Origin of the sequence: Methanothermococcus okinawensis IH1 (genome assembly GCF_000179575.2) — an archaeon.
In the GTDB taxonomy this organism is placed as follows: Archaea; AGJL01; Methanococci; order Methanococcales; family Methanococcaceae; genus Methanofervidicoccus; species Methanofervidicoccus okinawensis.
Window position 1 is genome coordinate 776,621 of the sequence record NC_015636.1, and the last position, 15,568, is coordinate 792,188.

The window sequence follows — 15,568 nt, forward strand, 5'->3', positions numbered from 1 at the left end:
TATGGATTTAATCATTATCTTTTCACTGGTTATTTTGGGAATGTTCATTGGTTTTATATCAGGCTTATTAGGAATAGGTGGCGGTTTTATAATTGTGCCTGTATTGATATATCTATTTGATTTTATAGGCATTCCTACGGATATTTCTGTAAAAATGGCAGTAGGAACAAGTTTATTTGTAATCTTTTTGACATCGCTTGCAGGAGCTCATAAACATAGTTTGAACAAAAATGTGATATGGAAATATTCTTTAATTCTCGGATTATTTGGGATATTTGGTTCAATTGTAGGTGTTAATATTGTTGTAGGTTATTTGAGTGGAAATTTACATAAAATGTTATTTGGTATATTTTTGATTTTTGTTTCATTGCACATATTGTATAGTAATTTTAAAAATAAGAATAATTTGAGTATAATTGAAAACAGAAATATTTCCGATATCAAATGTAAATGTAAAGATATTGGTGTTGTAGGTTTTTTAACGGGCTTTTTATCGTCTGTTTTTGGAATAGGTGGTGGAATAATAATTGTTCCATTCCTAAATATTTTTTTAAAATTTCCAATAAAATCGGCAATTGGAACATCTCTTGGCATGATGATAATCGTTTCATTTGTTGGGTTGTTGGGATATATGTTTAGCTCCTGTCCATTTAACCAGAATATTTATAATATAGGTTATGTTTCGCTACTTACGGGATTAATTATATCACCTACTGCCATGATATTTTCTAAATATGGAGCAAAAATTGCTTATAAAACAAAATCAGAAAGTTTAAGGATCGTGTTGTCAATTATACTGATGATTGTTGGTATTAAAATGATAGTATGATAATTTAGTTTAAAAATAAATGAAAAAGAATAATAAAAAATTATAAATATAGATATATAAATATAAAAAATATAACTATAACAATATGTAATAGTATAAATATAATATCCGGTGAATTTATGAAAACAATACTTGGAAAGATTCATTTAAAATGGTGTAAAAATTGCAATGTGCCTGTTCTTGATAAAAAATGTGGAATTTGTGGAAATGATACAACACCTGTAAAATTAACGCCCCCCGCCGATGCAAGACCTGCATTTAAAGAAGATATATTTATGATTAACAATATATTAAAAAATAATTTTGGAGTTAATGAAAATATTTTTAAAAATAAAATAGTTTTAATAAATAAAATCCCAGGAAAAGACTATATGAAGGAGATAATATACGATGGATTAGTTTTTGGGATTTTGAAGTATAATGAAGAAATTAAAGAAGACAATGACAATGAAAAAAAGTGGTCAATAATACCTACTGTTGAAGGAGCTCGGAGAATAATAAATGCAGGAGCTAATAAAAAAATAATTGTTATAAAAAAAGATGTTGTTCCATTCATTCTAAAAAAACATGCATCGGTTTTAAGACCTGGGGTTTTAAAGGTATCTGAAGATATAGCAAAAGATGATGATATAATCATTTTGGTTGAAAATGAAGAAAAAAATAATTTTAAAGATATACATGTGTTAGGGGTTGGAAGAGCCAGAATGAATTATAACGAAATAATCAATTCAGAAAAAGGTATGGTGGCAAAGGTCAGGCATGCCGAAACACCGAAAGAGGCAAATTACCTAAAAGAGACAGGAAATTTCGAAGAGTCCATAAATAAAATGATTGAAGCAAATGAGGATGCAATAAATAAATTTGAAAGTAATTCAGTAGGTTTTATGAGGAATACTATAAAAGATAGAACAAATATGCCACCCGTAGTTGCGTATTCTGGTGGAAAAGATAGTCTTGTAGTGCTTTTACTTGCATTTAAGGCATTTAATAATGAAAATATAAATTTTGAGGTATTATTTACAGATACAACATTGGAGCTCCCTGAAACTTTAAAAAATATAAATGATGTTGAAACCAAATATAATATAAATATAATTAAAGCAAAATCAGACGATTTTTGGGAGAAACTTGAAGAATATGGACCTCCTGGAAGGGATTACAGATGGTGCAGTGAAGTATGTAAGATGAAGCCCCTTGAAAAGATAATAAATAATATATATCCAAATGGTTGTTTAACATTTGTAGGTTTAAGGAAGTATGAATCTATGAACCGTTCAAAAAAGCCGAGAATTTGGAAAAGTCCCCACATTGAAAAGCAAATGCTTTCTGCTCCAATATTAAATTGGTCTGCTATGCATGTATGGATATATTTATTTAAAAACAAAGCACCTTATAATAAGTTATATGAAAAATGTTTTGATAGAGTAGGATGCTATATGTGTCCTGCTATGGAGCTCGGAGAAATTGAATTGATTAAAAAATTATATCCTGAGCTCTGGAAAAAATGGGAAGATTTTTTAATAAATTATGCAAAGAGAAATAATTTAGATGAGAAATGGGTAAAAAGCGGTTGGAGATGGAAATATAAAAATTAAGGATAAAATATTAAATAAAATAAAAATAATAAATAAAAAATAAATTAAATATTATTAAAAATAAAAATTAAAAATAAAAAATAATCTTATAAATATTTTAAATTAGATTATGATAAAAAATATAAAAAACAATTGACATATCTAATTCTAAATAATATAAAAAATAAAATATAAACTCAGGAGTTGATAAAATGCCAAAGATGGTTTTACTTCCAAAACTTACAATGGCTCTTGGAGGATATATAAGGGAAACAGTAATGCCTTATGGTGAGGATGAGGCAAAACCATTTCCTTATAGAAATGTAATTGTTGGTAATCCTACGGATGAACCTATAAAGATAGATGTGCCTGTATATGATGATGAGTGGGTAGAGAGGCATAAAAAACTTGGTTTAATAGTAGTTCCAGTAAGTGTTGAAGACGATTTTGTAGGTTTATACAAAATGGTGCAGGAAAGGGTAAAAAAAGCTTAATTATAATAATCAAATAATTTAATAATAATTTATTAGGTAGTAGTAAAAAGTAATGTAATAATAAAAATAAATAATAAAAATAATAAAATAATTTTTTAAATTTGGTGGATTTTATGATAAAAGGAGTGTTATTTGACTTAGATGACACACTCTACGACTCTTCGAGTTTTGCAGATAGAGCTCGGAGGGAAGCAATAAAAATGATGATAGATGCAGGATTAAAAGCCACAGAGGAGGAGGCTTATAATGTCCTTCAAAGAATAATAAAACAAAAAGGTTCTAATTATAACAAACATTTTGATGACCTTGTGAAAGCTATTATGGGACATTACGAACCAAAGATAATAACCATGGGGATAATTACATACCATAATGTAAAATTTGCCCTTTTAAGACCATATCCCGATACTATAAAAACACTTATAGCCTTAAAAAAAATGGGATTAAAATTAGGTGTAATTACCGATGGTATCACAATAAAGCAATGGGAAAAACTTATACGATTGGGTATTGTGGATTTTTTTGATGAAGTAATAACCTCGGAAGAATTTGGATTAGGAAAGCCCAATAAAGAGTTCTTTGAATACGGTATTAAAAAGATGGATTTAAATCCAGATGAGGCAGTATATGTTGGAGATAGGGTGGATAAGGATATAATTCCTGCCAATGATGTTGGCATGCATGCTGTAAGGATATTAAAGGGAAAATATAAAAATTTAGACGGTAATTGTGCCTATGAGGTAAATAATTTGTTTGAAGTAGTCGATATTATAAAAAAACTTAAAAAAAGCTAATTATACACTTAAAATAACCTATTGATATAAATTATGGGATTATCATGTTCAAAAACATATTAATTAAAATAAACGGTGCAGTGGATGGTATAAGGGGGTTAATATCGTTCATGACAAGAATACCTATGGGAAATTTTAAAAGTGGTTTTGAGGAGATATCCAAATATTTTGTATTTGTTATATTCATAGGTATGTTTATTGGTTTTATAGGTTCAATTGTAGCATATCCATTTTTTTATTTGGGTATTAAATCCTATATGCTTATAGGAGCTCTTGTATTGTTTGTTATGTTATATATTCAAGGATTTCATCATGTTGATGGATTGGGTGATTATGGCGATGCCTGGATGGTTATGGGAATTGCAAGAAAGAAGTTGGAGGTAATGAGAGATAAAAATATGGGTGTTGGGGCATTTATGTTTATATTTTTTACAGAGCTCATATCGGTGGCCTCAATAGGATATCTGTATGAAATAACATATTCGAATTTTTTACTATTTGCGAAATTTATTATATTGGTGGAATCCTGTTCAAGATTAGGATTATTGACTTGTGCATGCTGTGGAATACCTTCAAAAGACGGCACAGGTAGATATTTTGTTAAGAACACTGATGAGTATCATTTATTTATAGGATATTTGATATTGATGATACTTTCATTTGTTATGAATATTCCAAAAATAGGGGTGATATGCTCTACATTTACGGTGTTTTTTGGCGTGTTTATGGCATGGAATTCAAATAAATCTCTAAAATGCGTTACAGGTGATGTATTAGGGGCATCCACCGAATTAACCAGAGCTCTGGTATATATAGTCCTTATATTTTCATTATATATTTATTAAATATATATTAAAACTGTTATAACTGTAATATTTCTAAAAATAAGTAAAAAAAGAAAAGAAAAAGATTATTTTTATTTATTATTTTATTGACATTCATTTATTATTTTTTTTATTTTATTTTTTTATTTTTTGCATATAATATGATTTATTGCCAATGGTATATCCTTTCCTTTTATTTTTAAGCTTCCATCTTCGATTAATACGACATCTCCATCTTCGACATCTCCTTCAATTTCTATTTCGTTAAACAGTTTTGGATTTGGACATACCTTGTCTATTGCAATATGGTTATCATCCAAAACAAGTTTTCCATTTTTAATAATTCCAACTTCCCCGTTATTTTCTATTTTATCTGCTATAATCATTACTTTTTTAAAATCTATCATCTTTTGTTTTAAGTCATTTCTGTATTCTTTTAAGTCATTTAAATCTTTTTCAATAATTTCTTCGAGGTTAAATACCTTTTTATTGGTATGTAAAATGTCGAGCTCAGGAGATAGTGTAGGACCATCGCATTTTTTCAAGGCATTTTCAATGGTATTTTTTACATCCAAGATATCCATTTTTCCAAAATTATTCATATATTTTTTTAATTCTTTTTGGACAATATCTTTTAGATATTTATTTCCAAAGATTATTATACTACTTCCATTTTTGATAGATTTATTTGTAATTGTATCATTCAATATATCTACAATTGCACAATTCCCCTTTGTTAGATACATTTTTCGTCTTTTGGAGTCTGCCCCTATGGATTTAACTTCACCAACAAGGACATCGCCTATCTTTTTTACTTTTGTTCTTTCATCTTCTATAAATATTTTAACGCCTAATTCCTCTGCCCTATTTTTTAATTCTTCTTCATTTTTTATTTTTCCACAATATAGGTCTTTTTCGAGCTCTGCTCTTTTTTCAGGATTGCCCCTAAACATTATATTTCGTCTATCTCCTGCTACCACTGCCCCATTATTTCCATAATAGCCTATTACAATACTCATATTATCACCTTAAATCTTAAACTTTTAAATGCACTGCTATTGATTAAGAATTTTTTTAATAAATTTAGTAAATATTGAATAAATTATTATTTTAAATAGATTATTGTTAAAATATATACCACTTATTAAATTTTAATTTAATATATATAAAATATTCCTTAATATGTAATTATTATTAATGATATATATAGATTTTTATTAGATTGGTATATTACGCAATATTTAAATACTCATAACTAAATATTATTAATTATTAAAAAAGTGAAAGTAATAAAAATATAATCTGTAATATATCAAAAATAATAATAAAAAATAATAACAAATATCATAAAAAATAAATAAATATAATGAAAAATAATAATTAATAATACTTGAAAATAATTAAAAATAATTAAGAATATATTATAAAAAATTAAGGGGTAGATAATATGGTAGATATGGATAGGATTAGCATATCTTTGCCTACTAAATTACTTGGAGAATTTGATGAAATAATTGCCGATAGAGGTTATGCAAGCAGAAGTGAAGCAATTAGGGATGCTATAAGGGATTATATTATAAAGCACAAATGGATACATAGTTTAGAAGGAGAAAGAGCAGGAACTATTACTGTAATATATGACCACCATGCTTCTGACTTAATGGAGAAAATAACGGAAATACAGCATGAATATATGGATTTAATCGTGGCAACGCTCCACATGCATTTAGACCATGACCATTGTATGGAAGTTGTGCTTGTGAAGGGGGATGCTAAGAAAATAAGGGAATTAACTGATAAATTAACCTCTCAAAAAGGAGTAAAACAGGTAAAATTAACCGTTATGGTTCCGGGGGGAAATATTCCAGAATAAGAAAATTAATAATATTCAACAAGTTCAAATCCTCTATTTTCTATCTCTTTTTTCTTACTGCTAACAATATGGTTAATTAATTTTTCATAGCTTTCGTTTGAGGCTATAAAATTTAAAGTATGCTTTGTTTTTTCATAAAAATGAGGTTTTTTAATAATGTAGTCTTTTTTTAGATATTTTACAAAACTTTCATTTAAAAATAAACTGTATCCATCTTCAATTAAATCAATAGCGTAGAATGGATTTTTAACAACCTTTGTTATTTTAAAATCTATATTTTGGTTTTTTAATATATTCCAGATTATTCTTTGTGAGGAATACCTTATCCCTATAAGATTTTTTACATCAAATTTTTTTTATACGCCATAATAAAATGGTCATAAGCCACAGGTATAGGCTCTCCAAGTCTAAAACTCCAATATGGGTCATCTATGCCTATAATACTCGTTAAATCCATCTCATGAAGTTTTATTATGTTATCAAATGAGGATATCACCACATCATCAAATAGTATTTTGCCCAACTCCCCACTTATATATCCACAGGCGATAAATGGGTTTTTAGATATCCTTTTCTGCACAGATTCGTAATATTTTACTATATTTTGAGCAGATTCAGTCAATATTGTGCCAGATGTTGAAGAATATATAAGCTTTACACCAAGTTTTTTTTCAAGCCTTTTTATTTGGATATTTACAGAAGATGGAGGTATATTTAATATTTTTGCAACTTTGTTTTGAGATTTATTTTCAGAGATTAATTTAAGTATTTCTATTTGTTTTTCGGTTATGGATTTATTATTGTATTTTATATTAAGTGTTGTGGTTAAGTTTGGCATAATATTACCTATAATATTATAGTATACATTATGGTATTAATGTGATAATAATATCCAATGTGATAATATAAAGTGTGATATATCTAAAATGTTAATTTAAAATTATATATACTATTAGTTATTTTTTATTATTTGAATTAAGTGGGAATTTTTATATATTATATCTATATTATTACCATTGTTATAATATTGTATTTAAATTTATGGATTATTATATTGGCTATTATATTGGGCTATAAAATAGGTAATCTTATATATCAGGTGGTTTAATGAATAATAATAGTATAGAATTTCGGAAACTTGAACACCTTTTGGTGTGCAATTACTGTGATGTTGAATATAAAAAAGGAACACTTCTTGATGATGTTGAATTAATCCACAGAGGAATATCCAATTGTGATTTAAATAATATCGATACCTCAATTGAACTTTTTGGAAAAAAATTAGATGCTCCATTGATTGTAGCTGCAATAACTGGTGGTCATTCAAAGGCTAGGGAGATTAACAAAAATATAGCAAAGGCTGTGGAAGAACTTAACTTAGGTATGGGCGTAGGCTCTCAAAGGGCAGGATTGTTAAACAGTAGTTTGATAGATACCTATTCAGTTGTAAGAGATTATACCTCATCACTTGTTATTGGCAATCTTGGGGCAGTTAATTTTATAGAAGATGGTTGGGATGAAGATATAATTGATAAATCTGTAAATATGGTAGATGCAAATGCCATGGCAATCCATTTTAACCCACTTCAAGAGGCAATCCAGCCAGAAGGGGATGTTAATTTTAAAGGGATATATATATTAAAAAATACTATAGAGGATTATAAGAAAAAATATAAAAATATCCCATTTATAGCAAAACAGGTTGGAGAAGGCTTTTCAAGAGAGGATGCAGAGATTTTAAAGAACATAGGATTTGATGGGATTGATGTTGGGGGAAGTGGAGGCACATCATGGGCAGCTGTTGAATACCATAGGATAAAAGATGAAAATCTTAAAAATTTCTCAAAACAATTTTTGGAGTGGGGGATTCCAACAGCAGCATCTATATTGGAAGTTAGAAGTGTTTTTGACGGCACAGTAATTGGAACAGGAGGTATAAGGTCTGGAATGGATATTGCAAAATCCATGGCAATAGGGGCAGATTGTTGCGGTGTGGCACTACCTATATTAAAAGCTGCATTGCGGAGCTCCGATGAAGTAATAAATGTTCTTGAAAAAATGATAAAAGAATTAAAAACAGTCATGTTTTTAGTGGGCTGTGATAGTATAGAGGATTTAAAAAAATCTCGTTATATTATAAAAAATGAGTTGAAGGAATGGATTAGTAGTAAGTAAATTAATAGTCTTGTTGTTGTTTTATTATTGTTTATGATATTTATATTATTGTATTTAGCGAAAAAATTTAGAATGAAAAATAAAATAAAAAATAAAGTAAAAGGAAGTGATATTTTGCAATTAGAAGTAGTAGCTATTGGCGGATATGAAGAAGTCGGAAGGAATATGACTGCTGTTAATGTGGATGGAGAAATAATCATATTTGATATGGGATTAAGACTTGATAGAGTTATGATACATGAAGACAGCGATGTTTCAAAAATGCATAGCTTAAATTTAATAGAAATGGGTGTAATTCCTGATGATACTGTAATGAAGAATATAGAAGGAGAGGTTAAGGCTATTGTGGTTTCTCATGGACACCTTGACCACATAGGGGCTATTACAAAGCTTGCCCATAGATACAATGCTCCTATTATCGGAACACCATATACCTTAGAACTCGTGAAAAGGGAAATATTAAGTGAAAAAAAATTCGATGTGAGAAATCCATTGATTACATTGAATGCAAAAGAAACGATGGATTTAACTCCAAATTTATCTTTGGAATTCATAAAAATAACCCACAGTATTCCAGATGCTGTTCTTCCAGTTCTTCATACACCTTATGGTGCCATTGTATATGGGAATGACTTTAAATTTGACAATATACCTATTGTAGGTGAAAAACCAGATTACCGAGCAATAAAAAAAGTTGGTAAAAAAGGCGTAATCTGCATGATTTCTGAGAGCACAAGAGTGAATTTTGAAGGAAAAACCCCATCAGAAGGTGTAGCAGCAAGTCTTTTGAAAAATGATTTGCTTGGAACCGATAATGAAAATAACGGCGTGGTAATTACAACATTTTCATCCCACATTGCAAGGATAAAATCTATTACTGAAATTGCAGAGCGAATGGGAAGAATCCCTGTGTTAATAGGAAGGTCTATGGCTAAATACTGTGGAATAGCAGAGGATATAGGTCTTGTAGAATTTCCAAAAAATACAAAGATGGCAGGAGACCCAACTTCTGTTGATAGAATATTCCATCAAGTAATGAAAGAAGGCAAAGAAAAATACATGCTTGTAGTTACTGGACACCAAGGGGAAGAAGGAGCAGTTTTATCAAGAATGGCTACAAATAAAACTCCTTTTAGATTTGAAAGGCACGACCAAGTGGTATTTTCAGCTGATGTAATCCCAAATCCAATGAATGCAGCACAGAGATATATGTTGGAAGCTCGTTTAAAATTGGCTGGAGTAAGACTTTTTAAAGGAGCTCATGTTTCAGGACATGCTGCTAAGGAAGACCACAGGGACATGATAAGATGGTTAAATCCAGAACATATAATTCCTGCTCATGGAGATTTCAATCTCACAGCAACCTATGCAAAACTTGCAGAGGAAGAGGGATACAGGCTTGGAGAGGATGTTCATCTTCTAAGAAATGGTCAGAGTTTGAAATTTGAAAGAATTATTTAAGATTTGAAGTAATAAATATATCTAAATAAGATATTAAACAAAAAATTTAAAAAGGGAGATGTTCATTATTATTAATTATAATTAATTATATATAAATTATTTTTTATTTTATTGGAGTAATTATTTAAATTACCATATTTTTATTATATCTACTTATAATTATATATCTTCTTTTGGTGAAATTATGGAAATATTCGATAAAGAATTATTGTCAAAAATAGATAATGAATTAAATAAATATGTTGAAAAAGATAACACATTGTATAATGCTTCAAAACATCTTTTATTTGCCGGCGGTAAAAGAATAAGACCTTATTTGGCAACTTTAACATACATGCTAAAAAAAGACAATCTTGATGAGATATTGCCCCCTGCTGTTGCAGTAGAATTAATTCATAATTATACCCTTATACATGATGACATTATGGATAATGATGATGAGAGAAGAGGAAGAACAACGGTTCATGTTGAGTATGGGGAGCCAATCGCTATACTTGCCGGTGATTTACTATATGCAAAAGCCTTTGAAGCAATATCAAATATTAAAGACCCAAAAAAAGCCCACGAAGTTTTAAAGGCATTGTCAAAAGCTTGTGTGGAGGTATGTGAAGGTCAGGCAATGGATATGGAGTTTGAGGATAGGGATAAAATAAGTTTGGATGATTATTTTGAAATGATTTCAAAGAAAACTGGGGCGTTGATTATAGCTCCTATTGAAATTGGTGCAATAATGGCAGAATGCACCGATGAGGAAAGAAATGCACTATATGAATATGCCAAAAGAATAGGTATGACATTCCAAATACAGGACGATGTTTTGGATTTAATTGGAGATAATAAAAAGATTGGAAAGCCTGTGGGAAGTGATATAAGAGAAGGTAAAAAAACTGTTATTGTATTACATGCTCTTGAAAATCTTCCAAATAATAAAAAAGAAAGACTGTTAAAAATATTGGGGAATAATAATGCCACAGATGAAGAAATTAAAGAGGCAATAGATATACTGGGCGATTCTATAAATTATGCAAAAAATATTATGAAGAATGCTACGGAAGAGGCTAAGAATTATTTAAAAATATTTGACGCTGAAAAAAGAAAAAGATTAGAAGCTATTGCTGATTTTATAATGGACAGGGTTTATTAAGTATATTTAAATAATAATTTTTATAATATTTTTAGGGAAAATAAATAATAGAATTTAGGATTATTAGGAAAATTAAAAGAAGAGAATGAATATGTAATGAATTATAAAAAATTATCCATCATATTCCCAATATAATGCATCCAACAATACTGCAACAGGATAACCCATAGTTTCAGAATATTCAGATGCATAAGGTATTATTTTATATGCTTCTTCTGGTGTTTTTGGACAGTAATATGGAATTTCAGCGGTTTCAAGTAATTTTTTAGTCCATCTACCCATTGGGATTTGGGCAGGTATTTTCTCTTTTAGTTCTCCTCTATGGCTTATAATAATTAATATTGGTATTTGATATACTTTACATAGGGAGCCTATTGCATTAATTGAGTTTCCAAGTCCTGAATTTTGCATTAATAGGCAGGTTTTTCTTCCAGCCAGGTGAGCTCCGGTACATATCCCAATAGCTTCTTCCTCCCTTGTGGCGGGGATATACTTTATTTGGTTGTTATTTTTATTATTATCTTTACCATTATCGCTGATTAAATTTATAACGTTTTTTAAATTTGCACATGGAACTCCTACAATAAAATCTATTTTTGATTTTTTAATTGCATCATATACACCTTTGCTTGCTTTCATGATTTGCCTCTTTTTTGTAGTTTTTATAATTTTTATAATTTTACACTTTTTTACAATAATTTTTTTATAAATTATTCTAACTTTTTTAGAGTTTTATATTTTGTTTATGTTGTTATATTTTCCGTAGTATAATTATTTTTTACTTTTACCAATTTTGCATTTCCAACACTATATACTATCTTAAAATATTTGCTATTATTAAAAAATCCTCCGTCATATTTTCCTAAATAATCCGACATATATATGTAGGATATATTTTCATCTTTACATATCTTTAAAAAGAGCGTGTAATTTTTATCATCTACGGATTGTATGAACTTATCAAATGAAACATTATCTATACTGCCACTATTTAATTGAAATGAGTAATATGTAAAGAATGGGGTATTATTTGTATATATTGGTAAGTATTGACCAGCATCTTCACAAAAATTTAATATTTTTTGATTTGTTATATTATGGTTATTCATATATTCAAAGACTTTTAAGTCATTTTGGTGTATTACAAATGTATTTTTCTGTTTTTCTGAGATTATTCCATAATTTGTATATATTGAAATCGTAGAAAATAACAATATAAAAGTTATGAAAAGTGGTTTTATTATGTTATATATACTTATATTGGTTTTTTTAGAGCGTTCTATTACTGTGTATATGCCATATAAACCTGCACCATAAAATATTGGCATGATAATTTGAATATTTATAGCCATCCTTAAACTATCGTATTGATTTGAGAAAAATGGAATTTGTAGATGTATAAATTTTATATTTATAATATTTAATACCAAAAAAATAACAAGCAATATAAACTGTTTTCCATATTTTAACTTTGAAAGAAAATAGGTTCCACATATTAAAAGAAATGTAAATATTAAGGATATTAAAAAGGTATTTTCGTTATCCACTGCATGTTTATGGGATATATATAAAAACATAATACCAAATGCTGCTAATATATTATGGGAAATAGTTGAAATAGGCTCAGGACTAAAATTTTTTGATGATGCATAATTTACTATACTTTTTGACATTTTATTAAATATCAATAATATTGAAAATAAACCGCCTGAAATAAATGAAATCCATAAATTTTTTGTTTTTAAGTTGTGGGTTATTGTAAGAGATAGTAAATATAAACTTAATATCAATATTGGAAAGGTATGTGTTAGAGTTAAGGATGATACCACAAACGCCATCAATAAAAGATATATCTTTTCCTTAGTTTTTAAATATCTTATAGCAAAATACATTACAATAAGCATCATTGAATATCCCAAATAATTCGGAAGAATTACCGATATAAAACTATAATATATATTCATTGTAGGTACAAAAATAGCTACAAAATATCCCATTCCTTTTTTTATTTCATTACCTATCAAATAAAATCCTAAAACAAATAATAAAATGATATAAAATTTCATAAACTGCACAGCATTTAATATATCGCTAATTTTTGACGATAAAAAATATAAAACTGAGTGAAGACCTGCTGGGTAATTTACATAATATTTATAAGGTATCTCATCTATTTTATAGAATATCGTTTTATCTTCCATCATAGCCTTTGTTTTATAGGAATGAAATTGAATATCCGTTGTAGTTGCTGGATTTGATGGAAATATTATATATCCTACAAAAAGAGATATGGCAACAATTAAAAATAAAATAGAATATGATTTTGAATAGTGAATCTGGATTATTGATTTTAAATTGTTTAGTTTAAAATTAATACGATATAAAATAAGAATTATCAACGGTAAAAAATATAAAATCTTATACATTGGAATATTTAACACTGATAATATATAAGATGTTATTACTATATAAGAAACCGTTAAAAAAGGTGTTGTAATGAGTTTTTCTTCATTTTTTAATGGATTAATCATGTAAATTAATATTAACAATATTATAAAATAAATTATGTCCATAATTTTACCTAATATTTTAGTTATGTATTTATATGCTTTTAATTGAATTTGCATATTTTATAGAAACATTGCCAAATGAAGATGTGGTGTTATTTGCTACTTTTCCAACATTTTCAGGATGTGAATCTAAATAGTTAGATATATAGTAATAAATTGATATAGTAGAAACTAAAATAGAACCAAAAACTAAAATAGCAATTTCCATTGAAATCTGTCCTTTTTTGGAAAAAAGCTTTTTAATGCCCATTTTATTACCAATTGATATTATAAAGATAAAATATAATAGAAAAAATTAGAGTTCTAATTATCTGTTTTATATATTGCTCAGTTTATTAGCATAGTTATTTGCTGCAGTACTCATATTTCCTATGCTACTATTTGCTGCCTCTCCTGAATGTTTTGCAGCACCTTTAACGTTTTTTGCATAGAAGTATGCAGCTATTGCAGCTACGGCAACTGCGGCGGCAACTAAAATACCAATTTCCATTGAAACTTGTCCTTTTTTGGAGGTTAATTTTTTTAACATTTTCATAATATCACCCATTAGGTTTTAACATATTATTTTACTGCATATATGTTCTTATTATTATATTATAAATATTTTTTTATTGCTTTGTATTACAGAGTTAATTTATATTTTATTTTTATATCTATTTTTTTATTCAGATTTTGATAACCTTAGAATTTCTTCCAAATAATTTTTAAATTCATCTTTTCCTTTTTTGGTTATTTTAACTTCTGTTTTAAGTTTGTTTCTTATTACTGTTTTTTTCTGCGTTATTAATTCGTAATTTTCCAATTTATTTAGATGATGCTCTAAATTTCCATCCGTTAATTTTAATCTTTCTTTTAAATATCCAAATTCACAACATTCCATACCGTATAGTAATGCCAATATCTTTACCCTAACCGCAGAATTAAATAACTTATTCATTGCTCCCACATTTTATACTCCTTATTAAAAAATAAAAAGATACTAAAAACTGAACAAAAGCCAAAATCAAAAATTGATACTGGATATACATTATAATAGGGATGGATGATAACATTACAATTACTCCTAAAATTTTTCTACCTTTTGAATTAAACAGAGCTCCGTCAATGCAAATTAAAAAACCTAATATAAGAGATATAAAAACGCATGAAATTTCAGGAAATACATACAACGAAATTATGGAGGACAATATAATTGCAAATAATCCATATATCATAATTTTTTCAAAGATTTTATCAAAATAGCATTTAAATTTTTTATAGATGATTTTTTGTTTAATTATCAATATGCCCCCAACCAACATTAAAAAAGATATTACAAATAGTATATTTGGTGAATTGTAGTTTATGGCTATATGTATCAATATAAATATCAATGCACTTAAAAAATAGGATATGGCATAGACTTTATTTTTATAAGTGGTGTTTTCTGAGGTATAGCCTTCTTCAACTAATTCTAAGATTTCTTTTATATCCATCATACCCACCAGATAATATTAATAGCTATAATATATCTATAATCTATTATAAAAATGATATATGAACATATATTATATAAAAATATTTGCATATTTGGATACTAATATTACTAAATAAATATATTGGTTAAATATTACTAAAAAATTAATAAATAATTAAAAAACATATAAAAAATAAAGTGGGGATACTGGGATTCGAACCCAGGTCCAGGGATTTCTCCTGCATCGGGATTTAGTCCAGGTCCATATAGGCACTTGGAGTCCCCGATGATAGGCCAGACTACACCATATCCCCGAAATATATATAAAATATAAACATCACTAAAATAAAACTCAATACTTAGAATGTGATAAA

Annotated in this window: 17 protein-coding genes and 1 tRNA gene; 9 read left to right on the top strand and 9 right to left on the bottom strand. The window is 27.8% G+C overall.

Annotation, left to right across the window (positions count from 1 at the left end):
* Position 1: 1 nt before the first annotated feature.
* From METOK_RS03820 to cobS, 5 genes are all read left to right on the top strand, one after another.
* The gene (locus METOK_RS03820) at positions 2–829 is read left to right on the top strand and encodes a sulfite exporter TauE/SafE family protein (protein WP_013866911.1); all 828 of its coding nucleotides are present in this window, start codon (positions 2–4) and stop codon (positions 827–829) included.
* A 119-nt stretch (positions 830–948) separates the two neighbouring features.
* Positions 949–2,424 carry a phosphoadenosine phosphosulfate reductase domain-containing protein gene (locus METOK_RS03825; RefSeq protein ID WP_013866912.1) on the top strand — a complete coding sequence of 492 codons (1,476 nt, stop codon included), beginning with the start codon at positions 949–951 and terminating at the stop codon, positions 2,422–2,424.
* A 191-nt stretch (positions 2,425–2,615) separates the two neighbouring features.
* The gene (locus tag METOK_RS03830) at positions 2,616–2,897 is read left to right on the top strand and encodes an energy-converting hydrogenase B subunit P (protein WP_013866913.1); all 282 of its coding nucleotides are present in this window, start codon (positions 2,616–2,618) and stop codon (positions 2,895–2,897) included.
* Positions 2,898–3,010: 113 nt separating this feature from the next.
* Positions 3,011–3,691, top strand: a complete 681-nt coding sequence (locus tag METOK_RS03835; RefSeq protein ID WP_013866914.1) for a TIGR02253 family HAD-type hydrolase — start codon at positions 3,011–3,013, stop codon at positions 3,689–3,691.
* A gap of 44 nt (positions 3,692–3,735) precedes the next feature.
* Positions 3,736–4,536 carry an adenosylcobinamide-GDP ribazoletransferase gene (gene cobS / locus METOK_RS03840; RefSeq protein ID WP_013866915.1) on the top strand — a complete coding sequence of 267 codons (801 nt, stop codon included), beginning with the start codon at positions 3,736–3,738 and terminating at the stop codon, positions 4,534–4,536.
* Positions 4,537–4,658: 122 nt separating this feature from the next.
* Here the strand turns inward: cobS and METOK_RS03845 are convergent, their stop codons facing one another.
* Complete coding sequence (locus tag METOK_RS03845) at positions 4,659–5,534, bottom strand: DUF2121 family protein (protein WP_013866916.1); 876 nt, start codon at positions 5,532–5,534, stop codon at positions 4,659–4,661.
* 428 nt (positions 5,535–5,962) lie between these two features.
* Here METOK_RS03845 and nikR point away from each other — a divergent pair, with 428 nt between their 5' ends.
* Positions 5,963–6,388, top strand: a complete 426-nt coding sequence (gene nikR / locus METOK_RS03850; protein ID WP_013866917.1) for a nickel-responsive transcriptional regulator NikR — start codon at positions 5,963–5,965, stop codon at positions 6,386–6,388.
* Positions 6,389–6,728: 340 nt separating this feature from the next.
* On the opposite strand, the gene METOK_RS09015 is transcribed toward nikR, so the two are convergent.
* Positions 6,729–7,226 (bottom strand): helix-turn-helix domain-containing protein, encoded by a 498-nt coding sequence (locus METOK_RS09015; protein ID WP_013866918.1) that lies wholly within the window; start codon positions 7,224–7,226, stop codon positions 6,729–6,731.
* Positions 7,227–7,495: 269 nt separating this feature from the next.
* On the opposite strand from METOK_RS09015, the gene fni reads away from it, so the two are divergent.
* The 3 genes from fni (at position 7,496) to METOK_RS03870 (ending at position 11,168) form a co-directional block, all read left to right on the top strand.
* Complete coding sequence (fni, locus tag METOK_RS03860; protein WP_013866919.1) at positions 7,496–8,563, top strand: type 2 isopentenyl-diphosphate Delta-isomerase; 1,068 nt, start codon at positions 7,496–7,498, stop codon at positions 8,561–8,563.
* A gap of 114 nt (positions 8,564–8,677) precedes the next feature.
* Positions 8,678–10,024, top strand: a complete 1,347-nt coding sequence (locus METOK_RS03865) for an RNase J family beta-CASP ribonuclease (protein ID WP_048058033.1) — start codon at positions 8,678–8,680, stop codon at positions 10,022–10,024.
* Positions 10,025–10,208: 184 nt separating this feature from the next.
* A complete protein-coding gene (locus tag METOK_RS03870) occupies positions 10,209–11,168 on the top strand; it encodes a polyprenyl synthetase family protein (protein WP_013866921.1) in 960 nt (319 codons plus the stop codon).
* Positions 11,169–11,279: 111 nt separating this feature from the next.
* Here the strand turns inward: METOK_RS03870 and comD are convergent, their stop codons facing one another.
* The 7 genes from comD to METOK_RS03905 all read right to left on the bottom strand — a co-directional run bounded on the left by comD (position 11,280) and on the right by METOK_RS03905 (position 15,508).
* On the bottom strand, positions 11,280–11,807 hold the full coding sequence (comD, locus tag METOK_RS03875; protein WP_013866922.1) for a sulfopyruvate decarboxylase subunit alpha: 528 nt from the start codon (positions 11,805–11,807) through the stop codon (positions 11,280–11,282).
* Between the two features lie 104 nt (positions 11,808–11,911).
* Entirely contained in the window at positions 11,912–13,741 is a 1,830-nt protein-coding gene (locus METOK_RS03880) for a DUF6541 family protein (protein WP_013866923.1), read from the bottom strand.
* Positions 13,742–13,769: 28 nt separating this feature from the next.
* Complete coding sequence (locus tag METOK_RS03885) at positions 13,770–13,988, bottom strand: class III signal peptide-containing protein (protein WP_013866924.1); 219 nt, start codon at positions 13,986–13,988, stop codon at positions 13,770–13,772.
* A 66-nt stretch (positions 13,989–14,054) separates the two neighbouring features.
* The gene (locus METOK_RS03890) at positions 14,055–14,273 is read right to left on the bottom strand and encodes a class III signal peptide-containing protein (RefSeq protein WP_198005247.1); all 219 of its coding nucleotides are present in this window, start codon (positions 14,271–14,273) and stop codon (positions 14,055–14,057) included.
* Positions 14,274–14,399: 126 nt separating this feature from the next.
* Positions 14,400–14,675 carry a transcriptional regulator gene (locus tag METOK_RS03895; protein WP_048057870.1) on the bottom strand — a complete coding sequence of 92 codons (276 nt, stop codon included), beginning with the start codon at positions 14,673–14,675 and terminating at the stop codon, positions 14,400–14,402.
* Positions 14,668–15,213: a hypothetical protein gene (locus tag METOK_RS03900; protein ID WP_013866927.1), complete on the bottom strand. Its 546-nt coding sequence runs from the start codon at positions 15,211–15,213 to the stop codon at positions 14,668–14,670. The genes METOK_RS03895 and METOK_RS03900 overlap by 8 nt, the downstream gene beginning before the upstream one ends.
* A gap of 180 nt (positions 15,214–15,393) precedes the next feature.
* Positions 15,394–15,508, bottom strand: a tRNA-Trp gene (locus METOK_RS03905).
* Between the last annotated feature and the right edge of the window lie 60 nt (positions 15,509–15,568).